20 protein-coding genes are annotated in these 25,412 nt (G+C 70.6%); 8 read left to right on the forward strand and 12 right to left on the reverse strand.

What is annotated here, in order from left to right:
- Positions 1-1,765 (reverse strand): cytochrome c oxidase subunit I (ctaD, locus tag AB0B91_RS43810; RefSeq protein ID WP_358333641.1); only part of this gene is annotated, 1,765 nt, incomplete at its 3' end.
- 238 nt (positions 1,766-2,003) lie between these two features.
- Between ctaD and AB0B91_RS43815 the strand changes: the two genes are divergently transcribed.
- The gene (locus AB0B91_RS43815) at positions 2,004-3,041 is read left to right on the forward strand and encodes a hypothetical protein (RefSeq protein WP_358333644.1); all 1,038 of its coding nucleotides are present in this window, start codon (positions 2,004-2,006) and stop codon (positions 3,039-3,041) included.
- On the opposite strand, the gene AB0B91_RS43820 is transcribed toward AB0B91_RS43815, so the two are convergent.
- Positions 2,989-3,708, reverse strand: a complete 720-nt coding sequence (locus AB0B91_RS43820; protein ID WP_358333647.1) for a hypothetical protein — start codon at positions 3,706-3,708, stop codon at positions 2,989-2,991. The two genes, AB0B91_RS43815 and AB0B91_RS43820, sit on opposite strands and share 53 nt — an antisense overlap.
- A 70-nt stretch (positions 3,709-3,778) precedes the next feature.
- On the opposite strand from AB0B91_RS43820, the gene AB0B91_RS43825 reads away from it, so the two are divergent.
- The 3 genes from AB0B91_RS43825 to AB0B91_RS43835 are packed head-to-tail and all read left to right on the forward strand — an operon-like array spanning position 3,779 to position 6,435.
- Entirely contained in the window at positions 3,779-4,633 is an 855-nt protein-coding gene (locus tag AB0B91_RS43825; RefSeq protein ID WP_358333650.1) for a LysR family transcriptional regulator, read from the forward strand.
- A 48-nt stretch (positions 4,634-4,681) separates the two neighbouring features.
- Complete coding sequence (locus tag AB0B91_RS43830) at positions 4,682-5,629, forward strand: ATP-binding cassette domain-containing protein (RefSeq protein ID WP_358333653.1); 948 nt, start codon at positions 4,682-4,684, stop codon at positions 5,627-5,629.
- Positions 5,626-6,435, forward strand: a complete 810-nt coding sequence (locus AB0B91_RS43835) for an ABC transporter permease (RefSeq protein ID WP_358333656.1) — start codon at positions 5,626-5,628, stop codon at positions 6,433-6,435. The genes AB0B91_RS43830 and AB0B91_RS43835 overlap by 4 nt, the downstream gene beginning before the upstream one ends.
- Positions 6,436-6,512: 77 nt before the next feature.
- On the opposite strand, the gene AB0B91_RS43840 is transcribed toward AB0B91_RS43835, so the two are convergent.
- From AB0B91_RS43840 to AB0B91_RS43860, 5 genes are all read right to left on the reverse strand, one after another.
- The gene (locus AB0B91_RS43840) at positions 6,513-10,400 is read right to left on the reverse strand and encodes a BTAD domain-containing putative transcriptional regulator (RefSeq protein WP_358333659.1); all 3,888 of its coding nucleotides are present in this window, start codon (positions 10,398-10,400) and stop codon (positions 6,513-6,515) included.
- Positions 10,401-10,720: 320 nt separating this feature from the next.
- Positions 10,721-12,070: a serine hydrolase domain-containing protein gene (locus AB0B91_RS43845; RefSeq protein ID WP_358333662.1), complete on the reverse strand. Its 1,350-nt coding sequence runs from the start codon at positions 12,068-12,070 to the stop codon at positions 10,721-10,723.
- An 18-nt stretch (positions 12,071-12,088) separates the two neighbouring features.
- Positions 12,089-13,636, reverse strand: coding sequence for a hypothetical protein (locus AB0B91_RS43850; protein ID WP_358333665.1), 1,548 nt, complete (start codon positions 13,634-13,636; stop codon positions 12,089-12,091).
- A gap of 116 nt (positions 13,637-13,752) precedes the next feature.
- Complete coding sequence (locus AB0B91_RS43855) at positions 13,753-14,697, reverse strand: hypothetical protein (protein WP_358333668.1); 945 nt, start codon at positions 14,695-14,697, stop codon at positions 13,753-13,755.
- A gap of 109 nt (positions 14,698-14,806) precedes the next feature.
- Positions 14,807-15,175: a hypothetical protein gene (locus AB0B91_RS43860; RefSeq protein WP_358333671.1), complete on the reverse strand. Its 369-nt coding sequence runs from the start codon at positions 15,173-15,175 to the stop codon at positions 14,807-14,809.
- A 519-nt stretch (positions 15,176-15,694) separates the two neighbouring features.
- Here AB0B91_RS43860 and AB0B91_RS43865 point away from each other — a divergent pair.
- Positions 15,695-16,633, forward strand: coding sequence for a hypothetical protein (locus tag AB0B91_RS43865; protein WP_358333674.1), 939 nt, complete (start codon positions 15,695-15,697; stop codon positions 16,631-16,633).
- A 44-nt stretch (positions 16,634-16,677) separates the two neighbouring features.
- Here AB0B91_RS43865 and AB0B91_RS43870 read toward each other — a convergent pair whose 3' ends face one another.
- The 3 genes from AB0B91_RS43870 to AB0B91_RS43880 all read right to left on the reverse strand — a co-directional run bounded on the left by AB0B91_RS43870 (position 16,678) and on the right by AB0B91_RS43880 (position 19,091).
- On the reverse strand, positions 16,678-17,037 hold the full coding sequence (locus tag AB0B91_RS43870) for a YbaB/EbfC family nucleoid-associated protein (protein ID WP_358333677.1): 360 nt from the start codon (positions 17,035-17,037) through the stop codon (positions 16,678-16,680).
- A 25-nt stretch (positions 17,038-17,062) separates the two neighbouring features.
- A complete protein-coding gene (locus tag AB0B91_RS43875) occupies positions 17,063-17,377 on the reverse strand; it encodes a hypothetical protein (RefSeq protein ID WP_358333680.1) in 315 nt (104 codons plus the stop codon).
- A gap of 559 nt (positions 17,378-17,936) precedes the next feature.
- The gene (locus tag AB0B91_RS43880) at positions 17,937-19,091 is read right to left on the reverse strand and encodes an RtcB family protein (protein ID WP_358333683.1); all 1,155 of its coding nucleotides are present in this window, start codon (positions 19,089-19,091) and stop codon (positions 17,937-17,939) included.
- Between the two features lie 224 nt (positions 19,092-19,315).
- On the opposite strand from AB0B91_RS43880, the gene AB0B91_RS43885 reads away from it, so the two are divergent.
- From AB0B91_RS43885 to AB0B91_RS43895, 3 genes are all read left to right on the forward strand, one after another.
- Entirely contained in the window at positions 19,316-19,870 is a 555-nt protein-coding gene (locus tag AB0B91_RS43885; protein ID WP_358333686.1) for a hypothetical protein, read from the forward strand.
- Positions 19,871-20,314: 444 nt separating this feature from the next.
- Positions 20,315-22,528 carry an ATP-dependent RecD-like DNA helicase gene (locus AB0B91_RS43890; protein WP_358333690.1) on the forward strand — a complete coding sequence of 738 codons (2,214 nt, stop codon included), beginning with the start codon at positions 20,315-20,317 and terminating at the stop codon, positions 22,526-22,528.
- Between the two features lie 160 nt (positions 22,529-22,688).
- A complete protein-coding gene (locus tag AB0B91_RS43895; protein ID WP_358333693.1) occupies positions 22,689-23,870 on the forward strand; it encodes an Ig-like domain-containing protein in 1,182 nt (393 codons plus the stop codon).
- Positions 23,871-23,877: 7 nt separating this feature from the next.
- On the opposite strand, the gene AB0B91_RS43900 is transcribed toward AB0B91_RS43895, so the two are convergent.
- A complete protein-coding gene (locus AB0B91_RS43900) occupies positions 23,878-24,609 on the reverse strand; it encodes a TetR/AcrR family transcriptional regulator (protein ID WP_358333696.1) in 732 nt (243 codons plus the stop codon).
- Between the two features lie 92 nt (positions 24,610-24,701).
- Positions 24,702-25,409, reverse strand: coding sequence for a hypothetical protein (locus tag AB0B91_RS43905; RefSeq protein WP_358333699.1), 708 nt, complete (start codon positions 25,407-25,409; stop codon positions 24,702-24,704).
- Between the last annotated feature and the right edge of the window lie 3 nt (positions 25,410-25,412).

Below are 25,412 nucleotides of genomic sequence, written 5' to 3' on the forward strand. Positions count from 1 at the left end.
GGTAGCTGGCTCCCCCGTCGGACTCGCTGGTCAGCGGCTTGGCGCCGCCCTCCGGCGGGCCGGCCAGGCTCTGGCCGCCGGCGGCCAGCTCCGGGAACTTGAGGTCGAACGCCGGCCGCTCGGAGCGGATCCGCGGCATCCGGTCGAAGTTACGCAGCGGCGGCGGGGAGGTGGTCGCCCACTCCAGCGAGTTGCCGAAGCCCCACGGGTCGTCGACCTCGACCACCGGGCCGGCCTTGTACGACTTCCAGCAGTTCCAGATGAACGGCAGGGTCGAGATGCCGGTGATGAACGCGCCGATCGTGGAGACCATGTTCAGCGTGGTGAAGCCGTCACCGGGCAGGTAGTCGGCGTACCGACGCGGCATGCCCTCGTTGCCCAGCCAGTGCTGCACCAGGAACGTCGTGTGGAAGCCGATCATGGTCAGCCAGAAGTGCACCTTGCCCAGCCGCTCGTCGAGCATCCGGCCGAACATCTTCGGGAACCAGAAGTAGATGCCGGCGAAGACGGCGAACACGATCGTGCCGAAGAGCACGTAGTGGAAGTGGGCCACCACGAAGTACGAGTCGTGCAGGTGGAAGTCGAGCGGCGGGCTGGCCAGCAGCACACCGGTCAGACCACCGAAGAGGAAGGTAACCAGGAAGCCGATCGAGAAGAGCATCGGCGTCTCGAAGCTGATCTGGCCGCGCCACATCGTGCCGATCCAGTTGAAGAACTTCATACCGGTCGGCACGGCGATCAGGTAGCTCAGGAAGCTGAAGAACGGCAGCAGCACCTGGCCGGTGGCGAACATGTGGTGCGCCCAGACGCTCATCGACAGGCCGGCGATGGCGATGGTCGCGGCGACCAGGCCCTTGTAGCCGAAGATCGGCTTGCGGGAGAAGACCGGGATGATCTCGGAGATGATGCCGAAGAACGGCAGCGCGATGATGTACACCTCGGGGTGGCCGAAGAACCAGAAGAGGTGCTGGTAGAGCATCGGCCCGCCGGTCGCCGGGTCGTAGACGTGGGCTCCCAGCAGGCGGTCGGCGGCCAGCGCCATCAGCGCGGCGGCCAGCAGCGGGAAAACCAGGATCACCAGGAGGCCGGTGACCAGGATGTTCCAGGTGAAGATCGGCATCCGGAACATCGTCATGCCGGGCGCGCGCAGGGTCAGGATCGTGGTGATCAGGTTGACCGCGCCGAGGATGGTGCCCAGCCCCGAGATCACCAGGCCGATCACCCACATGTTGGCGCCGACGCCGGGGGAGTGCTCCGAACTGCTCAGCGGCGCGTAGGCGGTCCAGCCGAAGTCGGCGGCCCCGCCCGGGGTGAGGAAGCCGCCGAGCACCATCAGGCCGCCGAAGAGGTAGAGCCAGTACGCGAGGGCGTTGAGCCGGGGGAACGACACGTCCGGCGCGCCGATCTGGATCGGCACGATGTAGTTGGCGAACCCGAACGCCGCCGGCGTGGCGAACAGCAGCAGCATGAGCGCGCCGTGCGAGGTGAAGAGCTGGTTGTACTGCTCGGCCGAGAGGAACTGCATGCCCGGCCGGGCCAGCTCGGCCCGCATCAGCATCGCCTGGACCCCGGCGACCAGGAAGAATCCGAACGAGGTCAGCAGGTAGAGCAGCCCGATCTGCTTGTGGTCGGTGGTGGCCAGGAACCGGGTGAGCTTCCCACCGGGCAGCGCCTTGCGCAGCGGCCCGGGATAGCCGCCGAAGCGTGCCGGCGCCAGGATCGCCGGCCCCCGGTCGCGTGGTTCCGTGGTTACCCGCTCGGGCATGTGACTCTCACCCCGCCATGACGACAGATAGGACGGCGCGGCTACCCGCCCCACAGCCCATGAAACCAGGCGACAGCGGTTATTCAGGCGAGAGTGGTAAATCTGGTCAATTCGCGGGCAGTATGGCCCAGACGACCTTCCCGTCACCGGCCGGCGGGCGGCGCCCCCCGCCCCGCGCGGCCGGCTGCTCGCCGAGACCGCCGCCGGGCTGTCCCTGGTCGAGCTGTCCACCGGCGCGGTGACGGCCACCTACCCCGGGGCCGTGCCCGGCGCCCGCTGGCTGCGCCTGTACCAGCTCGACCACGGCCACCTGCGCACCTACGACACCACCACCGGCCACCTCGTCGAACAGGCCGTCGCCCCCGGCGAACGGATCAAGGCCGTCTCCGACCGGGTCGTGGCCCTCGGCCCCGAACCCGGCCCGCGCAGCCGTACCTCGATCACCCTGACCGGAGCCGACGGCACCCGGACGCTCCAGCTCGACGGCAACATCGAACCGGAGGCGTTCTCCGGCGACGGCCAGGTCATGTACGTCCTGGACCACCTGCCGCCCGAACACCCCGACCGCTACCGCGTCCGCATGTACGACCTGGCCGCCGGCCGGATGACGCCGCTGCTGACCCGCGCCAAGCAGCCCGTGCCGCTGTCGAAGGAGGAGGAGATGCGCGGCACGGGCCGCCAGGCCGTCCACGACCCGGACCTGGCCACCCTCTACACGCTCTACACCCACCAGGACGAGCACCTGCACACCCGCGACCTGGTCGCGGGCCACGACCTGAGCCCCGGCGTGCACGCGTTCGTGCACGTGCTCAGCCTGGACCAGCGCTGGGCCTACTGCCTGGACCTGCCCGAGCCGTTCGGTCTCGGCCCGCCGCTCTCGCACGCGATGGCGCTGGACGCCCAGGCCAGGCGGCTGTACGTCGTCGACGCCTCCACCGGCCGGGTCGTGGTCGCCTCCACCGACTACCTGCGGATCGAACGCGGCGCCCTGCTGGGCGAGCAGCCCGGCGGCGAGGCCTACGCGGTGGCCGCCGACGGCCGCGTCTACCTGGCGGCGGGCAAGCGGCTGCTGTCGGCCGACGGCCAGACGCTGGCCCTGGCCGGCGCCTGGGACCTGCCGGGCCAGGCGCGGGGGCTGGCCTGGCTGAACGGCGAGCTGCTGGCCGGCGCGGGCGAGCAGGTGCTGCGGCTCCAGCCGCGCACCGGCGCGCGGCTGGGCACCCTCACTCTGCCCGGCCTGCGTGAGCTACGGCACGCCGAGCCGTCCTACGGCTGACCGCGGCGGCGAAGGCGGAGATGACCGGGTGCGGGCGGCTGCCGTCGCCGAACAGCTCCGGCTGGAACAACGTGGCCAGGTAGAACGGGTGTCCGGGCAGCTCGGCCACCCGCGCCATGCCGTCGTCGGCGTGCCCGGAGAAGACCAGGCCGTGCTCGACGAGCTGCTGCTTGTAGGCGTCGTTGAGGGCGTAGGAGCAGCTGTAGGCCTCCATCGTGGTGGGCGAGCCGATGATCTGCTCGATCAGCGTGCCGGGCGCCAGCCGTACCAGCCCCTCGTGGCCGGCCAGCGAGCACTGCAGCGGCAGCAGCAGGAAGTCGCGCGCCCCCGGGTCGTTCTCGGCGTGGGCCACGTCGAGTCCGCACACGCCGCGCGCGTACTCCAGCAGCAGGTGCTGAAAGCCGCCGCAGGTGCCCAGGACGGGGATGCCGTGCTCGCGCGCGGTCCGCGCGGCGCTGATCACGCCCTCCTCGCTGAGGTAGGGGCTGCCGGGCACGATCCAGATGCCGTCGAAGCGTTGGAGGGCGTCGTCGTGGGCGTCGGTGGAGGGGATCCAGTAGGGGTCGAGCGCGATGCCGTCACGTTCGCGCAGCGCCTGGATGATCAGCGGGATGCGGACGTGCGCGCGCACGCTGGGCGAGCGGTCTCCGACCAGGGCGATTCTCATGCCTCCATGGTGCGGCGAACCCCTCCTTAAGCGCCAACGATGATGTCTGTACGTGCTATAAGAAACACTGATGGACCCTCATCTGCTGCGTACCTTCGTCACCGTCGCCGAGACGGGCTCGTTCTCCGCGGCGGCCGAACGCCTCGGCTACACCCAGTCGGCCATCTCCCAGCAGGTCGCCGCGCTGGAGAGCGACCTGGGCCTGCCGCTGCTGCACCGCCGCCCGGTCACACCCACCGAGGCGGGCCTGCGCCTGCTGGAGCACGCCGGGCCGCTGCTGCTGCGCATCCGCGCCGCGCGGGCCGACGTGCTGCGCACCGCCGCACTGCCCGCCCACCGCCTGACCCTGGCCGCCACACCCCTGGCGCTCAACTCGGTCCTGGCCGTACGACTGGCGGCGGCAAGGGCGGCGCAGCCGCGGCTACGGGTGACGGTACGCACCTGCGGCCGGGACGAGGTGGCCAGGCAGGTGGCCGACGGCACGGCCGAGGCGGGCCTGGCCGACGGGATCACCGCGCCCAACGACCCGCTGCGCCTGCCCGACGTCGGCCCGCTGACCACGGTCGGCGTGGCCGAGGAAGGCCTGGTTGTGGCGCTGCCCGGCGACCACCCCCTGGCCGGCCGGACAGGGCTGCGGCTGGCCGACCTGGTCGACGCGCACTGGCTGCAGACGACACTGTGCCCGCTGGAGCGGCTGCGTGACCTGCTGGGCGACGGCTTCCGGCCCGCGCTCGACTACACCGGCGACGACGTGCACACCGTGCTCAACCTGGTCGCCGCCGGTCACGGCCTGACCCTGCTGCCCGCCTCCGCCGCCTGCGGCGTTCCGCTGGTGTCGCCCCGGCTGGTGCACCGCGTCGAACTGCTGCACGGCAGCCTCCCACCCGGCCCCGCCGCCGACCTGGCAGCGCGCCTGGCACCATGACAGCGATCTGTGCGCGGCCTGTCAGCACCGCCGTCCACGCTGTCCGCCATGAACGCATTCGAAGCCGAAGGGCTGGTCAAACGCTTCGGCAAGACCACGGCCCTGGCCGGCATCAACCTGTCGGCCCGCCAAGGCACCGTCCTGGGCGTCCTGGGCCCCAACGGCGCCGGCAAGACCACCGCCGTACGCATCCTGGCCACCCTGCTGCGCGCCGACGCCGGCCACGCCCGCGTCAGCGGCGTCGACGTCGCACGCCACCCCGCCCGCGTACGCCGCATGATCGGCCTGACCGGCCAGTACGCCTCGGTCGACGAGGACCTGACCGGCACCGAGAACCTGGTCCTCATCGGCCGGCTGCTCGACCTGCGCGCAGGTGAGGCCAAGGCCAGAGCGGCGCAACTGCTGAGCGACTTCGGCCTGGCAGAGGCCGCCGACCGGCGCGCCTCCACCTACTCCGGCGGCATGCGCCGCCGCCTGGACCTGGCCGCCAGCCTGGTCGGCCGGCCCGACGTGATCTTCCTGGACGAGCCCACGACCGGCCTGGACCCCGCCAAGCGCGAAGACGTCTGGAACATCATCCGCCGCCTGGTCACCGATGGCGTCACCGTCCTGCTGACCACCCAGTACCTGGAGGAGGCCGACGCGCTGGCCGACGACATCTCCGTCATCGACCACGGCAAGGTCATCGCGCACGGCACCCCGGCCGAGCTCAAGCACGTCGTCGGCGGCCAGACCGTACTCGTGCGGCCCGCCGACCGCGGCAGACTGCGAGAGACCGCCGAGATCATCTCCTCCGTCGCCGGCCGCCCCGCCGAATCACCCGGCCGCGACGTGACCACCGTGCCCGTCGAGGGCGACGCCGCCTTCACCGAGATCGTGGCGCGACTGCACACCGCCGGCATCGCGGTCACCGAACTGTCACTGCGCCTGCCCAGCCTCGACGAGGTCTTCTTCACCCTGACCGGCCACCACGCGGACCAGGAGAACGCGGCATGACCCTCACCACCGAACGCACCGCGGCCCCCGCCCGCCTGGAGCAGCGCCCCTTCGGCCTGGTCCGCCACAGCCTCGCCCTGGCCGGGCGCAGCGTCGTCAAGACCCTGCGCACCCCCGAACAGCTCATCGACGTCACCCTGCAGCCGATCCTCTTCCTGATCATCTATGTCTTCCTCCTGGGCGGCGCCGTGTCCGGCTCGACCGAGGAGTACCTGCAGTTCCTGCTGCCCGCGATCATGGTGCAGACGGTGATGTTCGGCGGCATGGCCACCGGCGTCAACCTCAACACCGACATCAAGAAGGGCGTCTTCGACCGGTTCCGCAGCCTGCCGATCGCCCGCTCGGCGCCGCTGATCGGATCGGTGCTGGGCGATCTGATCCGCTATGTGGTGGCGATCGTGGTGTTGATGGGGACGGGGGCCGCGCTGGGCTTCAGGGTCCGGACCGGGCTGGTGCCCACGCTGGCCGCCTGCCTGTTGACGATCTTCTTCTCGTTCTGCCTGAGCTGGGCGTTCGTGCTGCTGGGGGTGCTGATGCGAGAGCCCGGCGCGGTGCAGGGCACCTCGTTCGTGGTGCTGTTCCCGCTGACGTTCGGCACCAGCATGATCACCCCCAAGGACACGCTGCCCGGCTGGTTGCAGGCCTGGCTGGAGGTGAACCCGGTCAACCACGCGATGGAGGCGGCACGGGCACTGATGCTCGGCGGCCCGACCGCCGCCTCGGTGGTGTGGACGGTCGCGTCGGGGCTGGTGTTCCTGGCGATCTTCGCGCCGCTGGCCGTCGCCGCCTACCGGCGCCGCGCCTGAGACATCTGTGGTGCGGCGCCTGGTGTTCTGAAGTTCACCACGCGGGTCGGCGCACCGGCGGCGGCCGGTTCCGGCCGTTATGAGGGCGGGGCCGGTCCCGGTCGTTTTGAGGGCGCGGCCGGGGCGCGTACCAGCTTCAGGGCGGCGGGCCGGTCCAGGCCCCGGCCCGCCGCGTAGGCGGCGTCATAGGCGTCGCCGAGCTCGGCGCGCAGCCACGCGGACAGGCGCGCCACATCGGGGTTGAACGCGTCGGGCGCGCCGCGCAACTGCTCGGCCGCACCCAGCGTCCGGGCCGCGACCGCCGCATCGCCGCCGAGCACCCGCGACTCCGCCACCGCCACCCCCACCCGGGCCAGCACCGGCATGTCCTTGGCCGACACACTCAGCTCGGCGGCCTGGCCGATATGCCGCTCGGCCGCCACCTGATCGCCCACCGCCAGCGCCAGATGCGCCCAGCCGATCAGCACCAGCGCCCGGAACTGCGGCACGATCGAAGGCGACTGCTCCATCGTCGCCGCCGACAGCTCATACTCACGCGCGGCCGTGTCGAGATCACCTTCCAGCCGCGCCAGGTCGCCGAGCCCGGCGTGAGCGAAGGCGGCGTTGCGCGCCGACTGTTCGCGGTGCGGCTGCTCCGTCATGGCGCGCAACTCGGCGCGCGCCCGCTCCACCTCGCCCCTGCGGATGCGGATCGTCGCCTGCCACACCTGGTGGCCGGGATCGAGATCGGGATTGAGCTGCAACATCAACGCCGTGGCCTCCTGGATCGAGGCGAGCGCGTCATCGAAGTCGCCGAACATCGCGTGCGCCTCGGCCAGCGACATCAGCGTCATCGCCAGCCCCCACCGCTCACCCACCGCCCGCAGTTCGGCGGCGGAGGCGATCAGGTCCTGGCGTGAGCCGCCCATGTCACCGTCGTTCTCCTTGATGGCGGCCCGAACCATCAGCAGCATCCCGCGAGCCCACGGATCGGGATGGAACAGACGCCGCTCGACCTCCCGCAGCCCCAGCGCCTTGTCATCGGTGAACAACGCCACCGCCGGCCCGATCATCGCCAGCACCGGGTGACCCGGCTCCCGCTCCGCCAGCTCGGCGAGGCGGCGCAGCTCCCGCACATCCGACTCCACCATGGAGTCATCACCGCCCAGCGCGCCGTTGATGAGCAACGTCGCCGAGACGATCAGCCTGGCCTGCCACGGCGCCACCCCCGGCACGTCCAGCGCCAGGTTCATCCAGCCCACCGATTCCTGCCGGTTGCCGCGGATCGTCCAGAACACGCCCATCGCCGCCGCCAGCCGTACCGCGGTGTCGGCGTCGCCGCGGCCGACGGCGAAGTGCAGCGCGGCCAGCAGGTTGTCATGCTCGGCCAGCAGCCGCGCGATCCAGGTGAGCTGCTCCCGCCCGCGCAGATACGGCTCAGCCAGCTCGGCCAGCCGCAGGAAGTAGGCCGCGTGCCCGGCACGGGCCGGGCCGAGCCGCCCGGTCTCGGCCAGGCGTTCCAGGCCGTACTCCCTGATCGTCTCCAGCATGCGGTAACGGCCACCGTCGGCCGCCTGCAGCAGCGACTTGTCCAGCAAGGCCGCGACCAGGTCGAGGGTGCCGCCCAGATGCTCGGCGGCGGCCAGATCGAACCCGCCCGCGAACACCGCCAGCCGCTCGGCCAGCCGCCGCTCCGGCTCCTCCAGCAGATCCCAGCTCCACGCCACGACCGCGCGCAACGTCTGATGCCGGGGCAGCGCCGTACGGCTGCCTCCGGTCAGCAGCACGAACCTGTCATCCAGGCGTACGGCCAGCTCCGCCAAACTCAACGCGCGCAACCGAGCCGCGGCCAACTCGATGGCCAGCGGCAGCCCGTCAAGCCGGCGGCAGACCTCCCGCACCAGCCCCTGATCCAGCACCAGCCCCGGACACGCCGCCGCCACCCGATCGGCGAACAACTCCACCGCCGGCACGACCGGCAGCGGCGGGACCGCGCTGACGACCTCGCCCACGATGCCCAGAGGCTCGCGGCTGGTGGCCAGCACGCGCAGCCGCGGGCAGCGGCCGAGCAGCTCTTCGGCCAGGCGGGCGGCGGCGTCGACGAGATGCTCGCAGTTGTCGAGCACCAGCAGCACCCGGCCCGCCGACAGGGCCTCGACGAGCCGCTCGAGGGTGTCGGTCGGCGCGGCGGGACCGGCCGGCATCGGCGCACGCCCGAGCGCGGCCAACGCCGCCTGCGGCACGTCGGCCGGATCACTGACGGGCGCCAGCTCCACCAGCCACACCGCACTCGGCCCCTCGTACGCCGGCTGTCCGCCGAGGCTCGCGGGGCCGCTGTTGTACGCCGGCCCGCTGTTGTACATCCGCCGCGGATACCCTTCGCCGTACGCCGGGCCCGCCTGCCCCTCGTACGTCGGCCGTCCGTCTGGTCCCTCGTACGCCGGCCGTCCGTCCAGTCCTTGGTACGTCGGCCGTCCATCCGGTCTCTCGTACGTCGGCCGTCCGTCTCGGCCCGCATGCCCTGGGCGTCTGCCCATGCCGTCGTGCCCGCCCACGTCGTCGTGCTTGTCGGGCCTGTCGCGGCCGTCGCCGTGCGGGGAGCCGTTGTCAGGGCTGCCTCGGTGGCCGGCCTCGTTCAGGAGGGCGGTGGCGATCGTGGTGGCGAGCCTGGTCTTGCCGGCGCCGCCCGGGCCGACGAGCGTCACCAGGCGGCTCCGTCCCAGCTGGGCGCGTACCTGGGCGATCTCGGCGGCGCGGCCGACGAAGCTGGTGAGCGGGGTCCGCAGGTTGGTGCGCGGACGGCTGACGGGATCGGCTCGTAACAGCTTCAGGTGGATCTCCCGCAGCTCCGGGCCCGGGTCGGCACCCAGCTCGTCGGCCAGCCCCCGCCGGAAGTGCTCGTACGCGACCAGCGCCTCGGCTCGGCGTCCGGCGGCGTGCAGCGCCTTGAGTCGGGTGGCGTGCAGCCGCTCGCGCAGAGGATGACGCGCCGTCAGCTCACCGAGCTCCGCCAACAGCCCGCCCAACTCTCCATCCCCCCGCCCGCCTCCGTCCGCACCCCCGCCTCTGTCCGCGCCTTCTGCTGTGCCTCCAAAGCCCGCCGCCGCGCTCTCGCCCGTCGCGCTCTCGCCCCCTCCCGTGGCCGAGCCACGTCCCGACGTTCCTCCGGTTGCGGTGGTCGGGGTGGTCGGGGTGGTCGGGGTGGTCGGGGTGGTCGGGGTGGTCGGGGTGGTCGGGGTGGTCGGGGTGGTCGGGGTGGTCGGGGTGGTCGCGCCGAGCGTAGGGCCGCTTGGGTGTGTCGTATCGTCCGTCGAGCCGCCGGTCCGTGCGGTCGGCGTGGCTTGAGGGGTGCGGTCCCGGCCGGGCCGGTCGTAGGTCGTGCTGACCTTGGTAACGCGGTCCCGTGTGTTGCTGCCCGGGGTGGTATCAGTGGTGCGGTCCTGGTCAGGGTGGTCTCGGGTGGCGCCGTTGGGGGACGGGTTCGTGGGGACCGTGCCTTCCTGCGTGAAGCGTGTCAGGTCGGCCTCCGCGCGGTCTTCGATGGCCGTCAGCCGGGCCTCCTCAAGGCGTACCGCGTAGCCGATCGCGAAGGGGGCCGTCGCGACCTCGCCCAGTGCTGGGCCGCGCCACAGGGCCAGCGCCTCGCTCAGCAGTCTGGCCGTGGCCGCCGGGTCGCTTTCGCGTCGCGCCTGCGCCGTCAGCCGGTCGAACTCCCGTACGTCCGTGACAGCGTCAAGCCGGTAGCCGCCGGGTACCAGGGCCAGCGCCGACGGATCCGGCAGGGCTCGCCGTAGCCGGGAGACCAGCGACTGCAGCGCGTTGGCCGGGTCGGTGGGCCGCTCGTCCGGCCACAACGCCTCGGCCAGTTCCTCGACGGCGACGGTGCGCCCGGCCGACAGCGCCAGCCGTACCAGCAGCAAACGTAGCCGGGCGCCGCTGATGGCGGCGGACTCGACCTCCAGCGGCCCCAGGATTGCCACACGCACACGACCATGCTGCCACCTCGACCGCCGTTCCCTCGCCGCCACGACTCCCGCCAAGAGCGCACCGCTTGGGACCGCCCGCAAAGGCGCGGTCCCAAGCGGGCGAGCGGCCCTGGCGCCGGCGTTCGAGGGCCTCAGCCGCCGTCGGCGACACCCTTGGGCTGACCGGCCACTCCCCGGCCGACGCCCGGGGGAGCGCCCCTCCGAGGGCAAGCCCCATACGCACGGGCCCACACGCACGGGCTCACACGAACTGGCCCAGCCGGAGGGGCCCAACCGGACGAGCTCCAGCGAGGTCGGCTGAGCGTGACCGAGCAGTGCGGTCAGGCGTGCCAGTCCGTCACGCCGCCGGGGACGGGCGCGTCCGGGTCGTACGGGTCGCGGGTGAAGATGAAGGTGTTGATGTCGAGGTGATCGGCCGCCACCCGCAGCGTCTCGCCGGCGTAGTAGCCGTCCAGCCCCAGCCAGGTCCCGTCGTCCTGCGGCACGAACCGGGACGCCCGGCCCGCGCCGCCCACCGGCGTCAGTGCCAGGCCGCCGTCGGGCAGCAGCCGCAGCGAGTACGGCTTGGGCCCCCAGTGCCACAGCCCGGTCAGCGCCAGTAGGGCGGGGTCGGCGGGGGCGGGGCGCCATTGCCGCGGCAGGCGGGGTTCGTGTTCGTCGAGGATGTCCAGCAGGTCGGTGAGCAGGGTGTAGGTGAGGCCGCTGGTGGTGTTGGCCATGAACAGCACCCCCACCTGGTCGGCCGGGTCGGCCCAGACGGTGGCCAGGAAGCCGGGCATGGACCCGGTGTGACCGGCCAGGCGGCGGCCGGCGTGCCGGGTCAGTTGCAGGCCGAGCCCGTACCCGGAGGTCCAGGCGTCGCCGTCGTCGACGGTGGCGGGCTCGCGCATCTCGGCGAGGGTGGCGGGGGACAGGACGCCGCCGGTGTCACCGGCCACGAACGTCGCCCAGCGGGCCAGGTCGGCGGTCGTGGACCACAGCTGCCCGGCGGGCGCCATGGCGGCGGCGTCGTGTTCGGGCTCGGGCAGCACCACGTCGGCCCACGGGTGGACGGCGTACCCGGTGGCGTGCGGGGCGCGCGGCCGCTCGGTGGTGGCCGTCATGCCGAGCGGATCGAGAACCTCCTGCTGTACGGCCCGCAGCCAGGGCACGCCGCGCAGCCGGGTGATCAGCTCGCCGAGCAGGGCGAAGCCGAGGTTGGAGTAGTGGAAGCGGCGGCCGGGCCGGTGCTTGGTGTGCTCCGGCCCGAGCAGGGCGAGCAGTTCGTCGGACGGCAGGCCGGCAGTGCGTTCCCACCAGCTGGTGGGCGGCTCGGCGGTCAGGCCGCCGGTGTGGGAGAGCAGCTGCGCGATGTTCACCTCGCCGAACGGGGTGTCCGGCAGGTGTTTGGCCAGGGGGTCGAGCAGGTCGAGGCGGCCTTCGTCGCGCAGCCGCATGACGACGGTGGCGACCATGCTCTTGGTGATCGAGCCGAGCCGGTACTGGGTGTCCACGGTGGGCACCCTGCTGTCACCCTCACCAGCGGAGTCGTGGAAGCCGCGCGCGCCGAACCAGGCCAGCCTCCCCTCCCGTACGATCGCAGCCGTCAGCGACGGCACCCTGCACTCGGCCTGTTCGACGGCCAGCCTGCGCAGCAGCGCCCGCGCCGTCGTCTCACCCACCTGATTCATGGACGCCAAGCGTAGCCGTCAGATCGGCACCAGTTCCGGCCCTATCAGCTCGCCCTGGTGCGGCTGCGGGTGGGCCTGGTCGTGGTAGTAGTGGCCGGCGTACCAGACGACGACGTTGGCGCCGTCGATGCTCTCGCCGTCGAGGAAACGTCCGAGGGCGGCGCGGTCCCGCGGGCCGGGGTTGCCGTCTTCCAGTTCGGCCGGGTGGTGGCGCAGGAACCACAGGTCGGAGACCCCGTAGGCGTCGGCGGTGTCGTCGAAGGGGCCGGGGTGGATCTGGTAGCCGCGGCCTGAGGACTTGTCGCATACCTGCCAGTAGCGGCCGGGGGCGCGGCGGCGGGTGGTCTCGCGGATGATGGGCACCGGGTCGGGGATGATCGGCCCCTGGTCGATCTGCTCGATGACGTCGTTGGCGGCGCCTTCGATGTCGAAGTCGAAGCGCCAGTAGGCGTGGTGGCGGTGCACCATGCAGGTCATCGGGTTGGCGGTGGCGGCGAAGCCGAAGCGGGGCCGGATGGTGCCGTCGTCGCCGAGCCGCCAGTCGCTGGCGTAGCGGTACCAGCCGGCCTGTATCTCGCTGACGATGCGCAGTTCGTCGCCGTCGTGGTGGAAGGCGACGCCCTGGAAGCCGCCGGAGTCGCTGTCGGGCCGTTCGAGGATGGTACGCGGCGGCCTGTCGCACAGCCGCCAGCCCCACCCGACCGGGTCGGTGCCGCCGGCCGAGAAGCGGGTCTCGGTGGAGGCGTCGTCGCGGAAGGTGGTGCCGTGCTCGTACTCCACGTTCAGGATGGGTACGTGCGCCTGGCGCAGCACCAGCCGGCCCCGGTAGCGGACCTCGCGCAGTTCCACGCCCGATCCGACGCCGGGATTCTGCGGGGCGGAGGCGCGCGGCCGTACGACCAGCAGGTTCCACAGCTCGGTGGCGCCGCTCAGGACGCGTACCCGCACCTGGTCGGGGCCGCCGCGGTCGGCCAGGGGGTCGATGCCTTCGGGGACGGTGTGCTCGCAGTCGTGGTGCATGCGCACGTCGATGCCCGCCGGGGTCCAGTCGACGGTGTGGGCGGCGGTGTCGACCGCGACGATGCGGTGGCGTACCCCGGTGGGCTCGTTCGGGGTGTAGATGCCGAGGGTGGGACGGCGCACGGTGGTGCCGTCGGGGTTTTCCAGGTCGGCCAGCGGTGGCATGGGCCGGTAGACGATCGCGTCGCCGTCCGCCGGGAAGTGGGGGTCGGCGCGCAGGATGGCGGCGGCCTCGACCAGTTCGTCGTGGCTGGGCGGCGGCCGGTGGGCGCTGGGCCGGATCTCGGCGCGTTCGGGCCGGTCGAGGGTGCCGCGCAGTTCGACGGCGCGGTTGCCCACCGCATCGAAGACGGTGGCGCGGAAGGGGGCGTTCTCGCCGGGGTCGTGGCCGAGCGCGGCGGCGGGGCCGATGGTCAGCCGGTCGGGATCGGCGACCTCCAGCGCGGACAGCACGCCCGGGTGACGGGCCACGGCTTGGCGCAGTTGCTCGGCGCTCAGCCCGGCGCGGGGGACGGCCTCGATGATGACGCGTACGTCGTCGCTCATGCATGGGTCATACAGGGTGGCGGACGCGGCCGGAAGGCCCAGAAGCTCAGCGGGGCAGGCGCGCCTGGAGGGTCCGGAAGCTCAGCGGGACGGGCGCGGGTGGGCGGTCCGAAGGCTCAGCGGGACGGCGTGCGGTCGAAGGCGTCCAGGATGACGTCGGTGGCGTCGAGGCCGCGGGCGGTGGCGCCCAGCCGCTGCACACGCAGGGGTCCCGGCCAGGTGTGGCCGCCGCCCTTGACCGTGTACAGGCCTACCGACACGCCGTCGCGGCAGGTTTTCCAGCCGCGCAGCCGTACCTGGGAGGACACGGCGGAGGTGGTGCGGCCGGTGCAGCCCAGCACGCGCGCCCAGGCGTCGACGACCTGCTCGACGGGCTTGAGGACGACCATGCCGGCCAGGACGCGCAGCCGGCCGGAGGAGTTCTGCAAGGGGTGGCCGCCCTGGTAGGGGACGATGTCGTCGGCGGTGCCGTGGAAGGCGATGATCGTGGTCGGCACGGCCTCGGCGCAGGGCTGGACGATGTTGATCCCGGCCACGGGCGCGATCGCGGCCAGGCGGCCGTTCATGGCGCAGATCAGGCCGGTGGACATGCCGGCGCCGTAGGACATGCCGGCGGCGAACTCGCGACGCCGCTCGGCGCACAGTCGTTGTTCGAGGTGGTCGAGCAGCGCGGTGAGGAAGCCGGTGTCGTCGGGGCCGTAGGTGTGCGGCAGCGTCCAGCCGAGCCGGCCCTCGGCGGCCTGCGGGGTGGCCACGATGTAGCCGCGCCGCGACCCGGCCTCGGGCAGGCGGCTGTAGGCGGCCTGCTGGGCGGCGCTGGAGCCGAGGCCGTGCAGATTGAGCAGGACCGGATGCGGGCCGCGGCCCTTGGGCACCGACAGCAGGTAGCGGCGTTTGAGGCCGCCGAACGTCAGGGTGTGGCTGCCCGGCCCGAGCCGGGCGCTCTTGGAGCAGCCGCCGGCGGAGGGCGACGCGGGCGGCGAGGAGACGGGAGCCGAGGAGACGGGGGCGGCGGTGCAACCGGCCAGCAGCAGCACCAGCATGATCACGCGTTTGAGCATCGCGCCTCCCGGGTCGGCGGCAGAAAGTCCCCCTCGTAGTGTCCCTGCTCGTTTCCTTCACGCGGACGGCCCCGGTCGGCGAGCGACCGGGGCCGGAGACTGCGGAACGTCAGTCGGCGCAGATGGCGAAGACGCTGATGCCGACGTCGTTGTAGCCGATCTGGCGGCCGAGTGCGATCCAGCCGCGGCCGTCATCGGTGGGGAACGAGCCGACCAGGATCGCGCCGTTGCCGCGGGCTTCGGCGCCGCCGCCCAGGACCTTCTTGGCGCCGGGGCAGTAGAGGGTGCGGCGCTGGAAGTTGGGCACGTTCGCGTTGGGCAGCGTCACGAGCTGGTAGCCGGGCGGCAGCGCGTGAACCGCGGCCGCGGGTGCGGCGTTGGCGGGAGCGGAGGTGGCGTTGGCCGCGGTGACGGCGGTGGCCGTCGTCAGGCATGCGCCGGTGAGGAGGACGGCCAGGGCGAGGGACTTCTTGTGCATCGCTCTCCTTACGTTGTTCCCCGGCTCACCGCCGTCCGCGGGCAGCGTGAAGCCACTCGCGGGGTGGAAGTGATCGGGGAGACAGAGGGCTTACACGAAGAGTATCCATACCACTACCGTGAGTGTCGATGGGGAATCATGTTCGAGATGCGGACGCCTCGCAAGCGGCAGGCGGCGCGGCGCCGTTCGTGGTCGTGGCGGCACGGACAGTGCCGGGAGTGCTCTTTGGTCGCATTCCGGGTTTCGATCGAGTAAATCCTGCGTATCTTCTGCCGTCGGCACGGGCTTCCCGTCCATGGAAAGAGGGCTGCGAAATGATGACCACCATGGTGGGAGCGGGCTAAGGTATCCCGCAGCGATGATGGGGGTTCCGGGGCAATTCACGAAGGCCCGCGTGTGCGGGTCCCGGCCGGTCGCCTGCCGCTTCCTGGTTCACGGAAGGGCAAGGCGGATCTTCATCCCCGACCTGGAGAAAGGCTTTTGCGCGTGAGTCCAATGCCGTCCGGCAAGGCGCTCCCGGTGGGAGGATTCCTCCTGTCCGCCGCGGGCATGAGTGCGATCGTCTGGCAGATGCTGGCGGTCACATTTCCTGACGGGGATCCGGAAAAGGCACGCCAGGCAGCGCAGTTGTTACGGCAGTTGGCGACGCGGGTGGATGCCAGCGAGGAAACGGCCATAGGCGCCGCGAACAGCCTTGGGCAACATAATCTGGGCGCCGGCGTCACTGCCTTCGAAAAATATTTCTGGACCGAGATCGCCCCTTACCCGGTGCGATTGTCGGCGTATTTGCGCGGACTGGCCGACGCGGTGGACGACTACGCCGACATGCTGGCCCAAGTCCAGCACGCACTCCATTCGATGGCGATCACCCAATGGCTGGAACTGCTGATGTTCTTCTGCTGGCCGGCGATCGACAAGAAGGTCCGGCTTTTCATCGACTGGGCGGAGCGCAAAGCGCAGGCGCGACTGCTGACGAAGATATTCGAGCATGCCGTGGGAAAGCGGCTCCTGTACGCCACCGGGGGCACTACCGCCTACACGGTCCTCGACCAGTTGATCGTCGACGGGGTCAAGGGGGCGAGGGGCGAGGACATGGGGTCGTGGGGCGACCGCGGCGAGTACATGCTGAAGAACTTCGCGGCGTGCATGGTCTTCTACAACGTGGACCCGGCCAACTTCGGGAAACTCTTCTACAAAGCGGACCCGGCCAATGTCGGGAAAACCGTCATCAGGTACCTGCCGCAGAACGAGGCGGCAAGGAACGCCGTCGTGTTCATGACCGGATCCACCGTCTTCAGCTTGACGGGAAATGCGCTCAACAACCCCAGTGCCGTGGTCGATGACCCCAAGAGCCTCCTGCCCACGTGGCAGCAGATGCTCGCCAAACTTACGGTGGCAGGAGGCCAGGACCAGTTCAGGCGCTGGCAGGGCTACTATCCGTCGACTCCGGGCAAGTAGCTCGTCGACATCCGGTGGGGGATCGTCAGAAGGAGACCGGCCGCTCAGCCCTGTTCCCGGCTGAAGCGCCGGGCCTCCTCCGCGAACGGTGACAAGCCGCCCATCATCATCTCGCTCATCTGCCTGGCCGCGTCCGTCGCGGCGTCGTTCGCGGCGGCGAGAACGGCTTCCGCCAGGGCCTCCGAGCCGAGCCTGAGCGCACGAGGGTTGATTTTCAGGCCGCTCAGCGCCCCGCTCGGCAGCACCTCGACCTCCACCTCACCATTCGCCGACTCGCCTCTGCCGCGAAGAGCGTTGAGGTTCTCCTGCAGTGCCTCCAGGGGCCGGGTTTCGGCCTGAAACTCGGCCAGGAGCCGGTTGATCTCGGCGTCGACAATGGGAATGCCGTCATCAGGTGTGGTCATCAGAGCTCCAACAGGTGTGCGTACGTCAGGAACTGATAGTGCCGTCCGTCGGCGAGAACTTGGGCGGGTCGGACACCTTCGGCAGGGCTTGGACGGTGGCCCAGTTCGCGATGTCGACGGCGGTTTTCATGCTAGCCAGCTTGTCGGCGATCTCCGAATATACGGCGCCGAGTTTTCCGGTGTAGTCGCCGGCTTTCTCGAGCCCTTTGGAGTAGCCCTCTCTGAACCTTTTTCCCGCCTCGTCGGTGCCGGCGAAGTCGCCCAGCCCGGCGAGGTCGTCGAGAATCTTGCGGGCGTCCCGCAAGAGGTCGGTGTGCTCGTCGTTGAACGCGCCGACCACGTTCTTGAAGTTGGTCTTGTCGGTGAGCGTCTCCGGCTGACCAGAACTGCCGCTGCCAGGCCCTTCCGGCGTCGGGAGGGGATAGTGCGGCGCCGATGGCCGAGCCGTGGGAGGCATCTGCTGCCCTGGCGCGCTGGGGGACGTCGAGGGCGACGGGCTCCCCGGCTGAGTGGGCGTGTCGGAGGGCGAGGGGCTCGGCGACGAAGAGGGAGATCCGGACGGAGACGGGCTCGCGGACGGAGACGGCGAGTCAGAAGGCGACGGACTGCCCGACGGAGACGGCGAGTCGGAGGGCGAGGGGCTTGCCGACGAGGTCGGTGACTCCGAGGGTGACGGACTCGTCGGCGAAGGATCAGGAGATGGGCTGGGCGAAGAGGTGACCGTGGGCGACGGGGATGGGGTGGTGGAATCCGCCGGAGGCATGACGTTCTCCTTATCGGTGCTGCCGGTCACATGGTCGCGAGCGCAGGACAGCGGTCACCCTACGCACCCGATCACATTTCGGACGGTCGTCGAAGTGTCCCAGACCCGACCGGCCCGCGCTGGTCGGGAATCTGGATCAGCCCTTGTAGTTGAAGACCTGGCGCAGCGTGTGCTGAACGGTGACAAGGTCCTTCTGATCTTCCATGACCTGGTCGATCGACTTGTAGGCCTCCGGATGCTCGTCCACCAGAGCCCCGGCGCGGTCGGCGTTCCAGGTGCGGTCGCCCATCGCCTCGGTGAGCGAGGCGGCGGTGAGCTTCTTGCGCGCCTCGGTACGCGACATGCGCCGTCCCGCGCCGTGGGAGCAGGAGTTGTAGGAGGCGGTGGAGCCCAGGCCGGTCACGATGTAGGAGCGGGTGCCCATGGAGCCGGGGATGATGCCCTCGTCGCCGCTGGCGGCCTTGATCGCTCCCTTGCGGGTGATCCACATGTCGCGGCCGTGGTGGCGCTCCATCTGGGTGAAGTTGTGGTGGGCGTTGATCGTGCGCAACGCGCTACCGTGCCCGACGACCTGGAACAGGGAGGCCACCAGCACCTCGGCCATGCGGGCGCGTGAGGCCATGGCGTAGCGCTGGGCCCACAGCATGTCCTCGATGTAGGCGGTGAAGTGCGGCGTGCCCTGCACGAGGTAGGCCAGGTCCGGGTCCTCCAGCTCGATGAACCACTGCTTCATCAGCTTCTTGGCCTGGCTGATGTGCTTGGTGGCGAGCTGGTTGCCGATGCCGCGCGAGCCGGAGTGCAGCACCGTCCACACGTGATCGCGTTCGTCCAGGCAGACCTCGACGAAGTGGTTGCCGGAGCCGAGCGTGCCGAACTGCGCGATGACCGTGTGCTCCTGCTTGCCCGTCAGCGAGGTGCTGGGCGTGCCGATCGCCTGGAGCGAGGCGTCGGTGGACGGGTCGTCATGGCCTTGGCCGACGCCGGCCGGAATGCGCTGCTCGATGAGCGGCATGAGCGAGGCCAGGGTGTCGGGCAAGTCCGCGGCGGTCAGGTCGGTCTCGGTGGCGACCATGCCGCAGCCGATGTCCACGCCCACGGCCGAGGGGATGATCGCGCCCTGGGTGGGGATGACCGAGCCGACGGTGGCGCCCATGCCGACGTGGGCGTCGGGCATCAGCGCGACGTGGCCGGGGACGAAGGGCAGGCGGGCGGCGCGGGCGGCTTGTTCGATGGTGCCCGGCTCGATGTCGCTCGCCCAGGAGATGAGGCCCGGCGCTACTCGCTGCGGCATGAGGGACCGCCCTTCTGCTTGATGATCTCGTAGCAGCGTATGGGACGGCAGTGTGGTGATCGCTACTGATTTGTCAGAAGACGCCAGACTCAGGAAGCAGCTCCTCCAGCCGCCACGTGCCCGCGCTCCCGGCGGCAAATCTCATACTCACCCTCCGTGATATTGAGATTACGCCAAAATGGCGGACGAGATTGCCGCAAAAGGGCATGGCGAGGGAGCCGTTCGTGAAACGTTTCCGTGAATGGTTGCGCAGGGATCCCGCTTGGTCGAGCGTGTGCCTGGGGCTTGGGGGACTCCTGGTCGCCATCGTGGGGGTCGTCGTGAGCGGAGCCGCACTGGGACGCGACTACTTCAACATCCTGGCCGAGCCGCCTCCATCGGTGTCCCCGACGCCCTCGATATCAATCCCACAGCCCCGGCCGACGCCGACCAAGACGGCAGACGGCCGAAAGACGAAGCCGGCAACAGCTCCGACCTCCGAAGGATCGGTGCCGGAAGCACTGGTGGGCCACTGGACCGGCAGGGGCAACCAGTACGCCTATGACAGCTACACCCACGAGGTGGATGTGACGCTGACCGCCGCTGCGGAGTTCCGGCTGAGTTTCGCCGGCGGCGCCACCAATGACGAGGGCGTTTTCGAGGCAGACAGCCGCACCATCGTCTTCCAGGGCCGTACCAGTTCCTATGCATGGCAATGGCGACTGTCGACGTACGCGGGAAAGAAGAAGCTGACCATCGTCAACACCGGCGGCGGGCAGTATGTGCTGTACAAGCAGTGACGTAGCGCACGACGGATATTGGCGGCTGGGTGTGCTCGAGCACGAGTAACCAGGCGCTCGAAGATGTAATCCCGAGCCGCGAACCATGCCGGATCCCGGGGCTGGAAAGCCTGGCGTGTCATCGCGCATGCCTGCCAGATCGAGATGGCGACCGCTGTCCAGCGGGAAAAGCAATCCAGGGCAGCAGCCGGTCATTAGCAGGACATACAGCGAGGATTTTCCTGCACCGCCGGTAAAACCGCCCTGCCGGCCGAACAACGCGCCCGGCGAGTTGCGGCCGCCAATTTGTCCACCGGGCACGTACGCGGCTCGTGCGGCCTCGTCCGGGCAGAGGGCGTCTCGGCGAGCTCGCGCTCCAGCGGGACCCGGCCGGGGCGAGCGGACCACTCGGCGGCTCCCATGCTGCTCTACTCTGGCCCGGGAACTGTCGGAAGTGAGGTTTGGGTGAAGCCTGGCGCGGATGGTCCACTCGCTGCGCATATCGATGCGGTCCTGGAACGCATCACGTATGCGAATGAGGAGACCGGCTACACGATCGCGCGGGTGGCCACCGACCGGTCGGGCGCCGAGCTGCTGACCGTGGTAGGACCGCTGCTGGGCGCGCAGGTCGGCGAGTCGCTGCGGCTGAGCGGCCGCTGGACCTCCCATCCCAAGTACGGCAAGCAGTTCGAGGTGTGGTCGTATGCCACCGTGCTGCCGGCCACCGTCCAGGGCATCCGCCGTTACCTGGGCTCCGGCCTGATCAAGGGCATCGGGCCGAAGATGGCCGAGCGGATCGTCGACCACTTCGGCACCGCCACGCTGGAGGTCATCGAGCAGGCGCCCGAGCGGCTGGTGGAGGTGCCGGGCCTGGGCCCCAAGCGGACCAAGCTGATCGCCGCCGCCTGGGAGGAGCAGAAGATCATCAAAGAGGTGATGATCTTCCTGCAGGGGGTCGGCGTGTCCACCTCGATCGCGGTGCGCATCTTCAAGGAGTACGGCGAGGGCTCCATCTCCGTCGTCAAGAGCCGGCCGTACCAGCTGGCCGACGACGTGTGGGGCATCGGCTTCAAGACCGCCGACACCATCGCCCAGGCGGTCGGCATCCCCCATGACAGTCCCGAGCGCGTCAAGGCCGGGCTGCGCTACACCCTGTCCCAGGCCGCCGACGACGGCCACTGCTACCTGCCCGCACCCAACCTCATCGGCGACGCCGTCAAGATCCTCGAAGTGCCCGCCGCCCTGGTCGCCGACTGCCTGGAGGAGCTGGTCGGCGAACAGGGCGTGGTACGCGAGGAGATCCCGGCCGGCGACAACATCGTGCCGGCGGTCTACCTGGTGCCTTTCCACCGCGCCGAGCTGTCGCTGGCCTCGGCGCTGCTGTCGCTGCTGCGCGGCGGGCACGACCGGCTGGCCGCCTTCGCCGAGGTCGACTGGGAGCGGGCCGAGCAGTGGCTGCGCGGCCAGACGGGCGCCGACCTGGCCACCGAGCAGCGCCAGGCCGTACGGCTGGCGCTGACGGAGAAGGTCGCGGTGCTGACCGGCGGGCCGGGCTGCGGCAAGAGCTTCACCGTGCGCTCCATCGTGACGCTGGCCCGCGCCAAACGGGCCAAGGTGATCCTGGCCGCGCCGACCGGCCGGGCCGCCAAGAGGCTCGCCGAGCTGACCGGCCACGAGGCCACCACCGTGCACCGGCTCCTGCAGCTGCGGCCCGGCGGGGATGCCACCTTCGACCGCGACAACCCCCTGGACGCCGACCTGGTGGTGGTGGACGAGGCGTCCATGCTCGACCTGCTGCTGGCCAACAAGCTCGTCAAGGCGGTCGCGCCCGGCGCCCACCTGCTGTTCGTGGGGGACGTGGACCAGCTGCCCTCGGTCGGCGCGGGCGAGGTGCTGAAGGACCTGCTGGCCGCCGAGGACATCCCCCGCGTACGGCTGACGCAGATCTTCCGCCAGGCCCAGGAGTCGGGCGTGGTGGTCAACGCCCACCGCGTCAACACCGGCCTTCACCCGAAGCTGGAGGGAATGACGGACTTCTTCCTGTTCCCGTGCGAGGAGCCGGAGGAGATCGCGGCGCTGACCGTCGACGTGGTGGCCCGGCGCATCCCGCGTAAGTTCGGCCTCAACCCGCGCCGCGACGTACAGGTGCTGGCCCCCATGCACCGCGGCGCCGCCGGGGCCGGCGCGCTCAACATCGCGCTGCAGGAGGCCCTGACCCCCTCGCGCGAGGACCTGCCCGAACGCCGCTACGGCGGGCGGGTCTTCCGCGTCGGCGACAAGGTCACCCAGCTGCGCAACAACTACGAAAAGGGCGCGGCGGGGGTGTTCAACGGCACCGTCGGCATCGTCGTCGACATCCGTCCCGACGAGCAGAAGCTGAGCGTCCTGACCGATGAGGACGAGCAGGTCGAGTACGCCTTCGACGAGCTCGACGAGCTCGCCCACGCCTACGCGGTCTCCATCCACCGCTCCCAGGGCAGCGAGTACCCGGCCGTGGTCATCCCCCTGGCCACCAGCTCCTGGATGATGCTGCAGCGCAACCTGCTCTACACCGCGATCACCCGGGCCAAGCGGCTGGTCGTCATCGTCGGGTCGCGGCGCGCGCTGGCGCAGGCCGTACGGACCAAGGGCGCCGGGCGGCGGCACACCAGCCTGACCCACCGCCTGGCCCAGCACTGAGGATTTTTCCTCTTTACCCCTGTGGCTCGCGGTTGACCTGGGGTTCTCAGCAACAAGTGATTTAAACGTTACCGAACTATCCCAAACTCATCCGCGTCTTACATGCAGGAGCATTAAGGTCTTTGGCATTGACTTTGCTGTTATGGGGGAGAGGACTGACTTGAACGTCACGCCCGGTTGGAGGATGCCCGTCGCGGGCATGGCCCTGCTCGCGGCCGCGGCACTGACCGCATCCTGCTCGAGCGCCCCCACCGCCGAGCGCAACGCCGAGGCGGCCAAGGCGACCACCTCGGCGACCCCCGAGGCGCCGACGATCAAGATCTCGCCCGCGGAAGGCAGCTCGAAGGTCAGTCCCGAGAAGAAGATCGTCGTGACCGCGGCCGGCGGCACCCTGGAAGAGGTCACGGCCGAAGGCGGCGGCAAGAGCGTCGAGGGCACCTTCAACGCCGACAAGACCAAATGGGTCTCCAAGGGCACGCTGCGCCCCTCCAGCTCGTACAACGTCAGTGCCAAGGCCGGCGTGACCAGCGCCGCCAGCACGTTCAAGACGCTCACGCCCGAGCGCGAACTGCAGGTCGCCGACGTCACGCCCAACGCCAAGGGGGAGACGGTCGGCGTGGGGGCGCCGATCATCGTCACCTTCAACCAGCCCGTCAGCGAGAAGGCCACCGTCGAGCGCGCCCTGGAGGTCGACGCGCAGAAGCCCGTCGACGGCGCCTGGCGGTGGATCAACGACACCACCGTCATCTACCGCACCGCCAAGTACTGGCCCGCCCACCAGAAGGTCACGTTCAACGCCCGCCTGGCCGGCGTCAAGGGCGGCAAGGGCCTGTACGGGGTCAAGGACTACGACACCTCCTTGAAGATCGGCGCCAGGGTGATCAGCAAGGTCGACACCAAGAAGCACATGATGTACGTCTACCGCGACGGCAAGCGCGTGCAGACGATGCGCATCAGCGCCGGTATGGCCACCACCCGCGAGTACACCACCACCTCCGGCGTCCACCTGACCATGGAGCGCGGCAACCCGGTCCGCATGATCTCGCCCGGCCGCGAGAAGGGCGACCCCGGCTACTACGACGTCATGATCAACCACGCCGTGCGGATCTCCAACTCCGGCGAGTACGTCCACGCCAAGGACAACGTCTGGGCGCAGGGCCGCTCCAACGTCAGCCACGGCTGCATCAACTCCCGCCCCGACCAGGCCCTGTGGTTCTACAACCACTTCCAGCGCGGCGACGTCGTCGACATCACCGGCACCACCCGCGAACTGGAGTGGAACAACGGCTGGGGCTTCTGGCAGCTGCCCTTCTCCAAGTGGAAGAAGGGCAGCGCCCTGTAGAAGCGGGTCACGATCGGGTGAGCCGGGCCTGCAAGCCGTCCAGGACGCGTTCGACGCCGTAGGCGAAGTTGTCCTCGCGCAGCCGCCGCGGGTCCTGGCCCTGTCGCGCGGCGTAGCCGTCGCGCAGCAGCGGATGCTCGCGCACGGCCTGCTCGGCGGCCGGTCGCAGGCTCTCCAGCAGGTCCTGCTCGCTCTGGCCGCTGCGGGCGAGCAGGGCGAGGTAGGCCGCCTCGCTGAGGGTCATCCCGATGACGTAGGCGATGATCGTGTTCATGGCCTGGTCGGCCTCGGCGGGATCGAAACCCGCCGCCCGGAAGACGGCCAGCAGCCGCTCGGACTGCCGGGTCAGGTTCGGCCCGAGGTCGGCGAGCCCGACCTGGCCGAGCACCGACACCAGCCAGGGATGGCGCAGGATCATCGAGCGCAGGCTGTGGGCGCCGGCGGCGATGCCCGCCCGCCAGCTGGCCGCATCGCCGGCCTCGGGCACCCGCATCTCGCCGTAGACCTCGTCCACGACCAGTTCGATCAGCTCGTCCTTGTTGGCCACGTGCCGGTAGAGCGAGGTGGCCCCGGCGCCCAGCCGGGTCCCGAGGCTGCGCATGCTCAGGGCGTCGATGCCTTCGGCGTCCAGCAACTGGATGGCCTCGGCCACGATCCGTTCGCGGCTCAGCGCCGGCTGCTCCCGCTTGGCGCGCGGGCGGGCCCATACCGAGGGGATGGGGTGCTGGTCGGCTGGCATGCGGGGCCTCCTCTGCTTTCCGGCCACCGTAGCGTACATCGTGCGCTCCTGCGAACGATCAGCCTTATGCGTACAGCGTTCGCAGCGGCCCTTCAGACGACTATGGCGGGGGCCGCGCGGGCCGAACCGATGCCCCGATCCGCCTTGCCCAGCCGGAAGCGTACTTTGCCCTTCAGCACGGTCCCCGACTCCGCGAGCCCATCGGTCAGACCCTCACCCGGGAACACCGTGAACGTCCAGCGCTCGTTCGCCTCGCAGTCAGGCAGCTCACGGCCACCCTGCAGCACCCGGGCGCCCCACATCTGGCGGATCATCAACGCCCTGGTGTCGACGCCGCCCACCGTGAACGCCCGCGCGGCCCCGTTCACGATCTGCTCGTAGCTGCCCAGCGACGGCCCGGCCGCACCGGTGACCGTGACGACCATGGCCCACGGCCTGCCGGGCCGCACCCCGAGCACGCCGGCGGGCAGCCGCGCGTCGAACACGTCGGCGACGGCCGCACCGAGCTGGTCCCGCCTGGTGCCGGCCGCCATGGGCCGCCGCGTGTCGAGCCGGCCCGGATCCGGTACGAGCAGGACCCCGTACGTCGTCTCCTCGGCGAACCGCGCCGCGGCGAAGTGCTCGCCCAGGGCCGCCACGGCCTTCTCGGCGGCCTGCCACTGCCCGTCGGGAAAGGCGGTCGCCAGGTATCCGGCCGTCACGGCCGGCAGCCCGGCGGCCGTCACCGCCGAGGCCACCGACGGGCACCGCGCCCACCCCGACCCGGCCAGTCTCGCGATCTGCTCGGCCTTGAACGACATCTC

This window comes from Nonomuraea sp. NPDC049141, from assembly GCF_040648415.1.
Taxonomy (GTDB): Bacteria; Actinomycetota; Actinomycetes; order Streptosporangiales; family Streptosporangiaceae; genus Nonomuraea.

What these genes read in the sequence shown, in the direction of transcription:
- AB0B91_RS43820 (WP_358333647.1), bottom strand. Translation starts at nt 3,708, where the DNA reads ATGAGAATCGCCCTGGTCGGAGACCGCTCGCCCAGCGTGCGCGCGCAC.
- AB0B91_RS43825 (WP_358333650.1), top strand. Translation starts at nt 3,779, where the DNA reads ATGGACCCTCATCTGCTGCGTACCTTCGTCACCGTCGCCGAGACGGGC.
- AB0B91_RS43830 (WP_358333653.1), top strand. Translation starts at nt 4,682, where the DNA reads ATGAACGCATTCGAAGCCGAAGGGCTGGTCAAACGCTTCGGCAAGACC.
- AB0B91_RS43835 (WP_358333656.1), top strand. Translation starts at nt 5,626, where the DNA reads ATGACCCTCACCACCGAACGCACCGCGGCCCCCGCCCGCCTGGAGCAG.
- AB0B91_RS43845 (WP_358333662.1), bottom strand. Translation starts at nt 12,070, where the DNA reads ATGAATCAGGTGGGTGAGACGACGGCGCGGGCGCTGCTGCGCAGGCTG.
- AB0B91_RS43850 (WP_358333665.1), bottom strand. Translation starts at nt 13,636, where the DNA reads ATGAGCGACGACGTACGCGTCATCATCGAGGCCGTCCCCCGCGCCGGG.
- AB0B91_RS43855 (WP_358333668.1), bottom strand. Translation starts at nt 14,697, where the DNA reads ATGCTCAAACGCGTGATCATGCTGGTGCTGCTGCTGGCCGGTTGCACC.
- AB0B91_RS43860 (WP_358333671.1), bottom strand. Translation starts at nt 15,175, where the DNA reads ATGCACAAGAAGTCCCTCGCCCTGGCCGTCCTCCTCACCGGCGCATGC.
- AB0B91_RS43870 (WP_358333677.1), bottom strand. Translation starts at nt 17,037, where the DNA reads ATGACCACACCTGATGACGGCATTCCCATTGTCGACGCCGAGATCAAC.
- AB0B91_RS43880 (WP_358333683.1), bottom strand. Translation starts at nt 19,091, where the DNA reads ATGCCGCAGCGAGTAGCGCCGGGCCTCATCTCCTGGGCGAGCGACATC.
- AB0B91_RS43900 (WP_358333696.1), bottom strand. Translation starts at nt 24,609, where the DNA reads ATGCCAGCCGACCAGCACCCCATCCCCTCGGTATGGGCCCGCCCGCGC.
- AB0B91_RS43905 (WP_358333699.1), bottom strand. Translation starts at nt 25,409, where the DNA reads ATGTCGTTCAAGGCCGAGCAGATCGCGAGACTGGCCGGGTCGGGGTGG.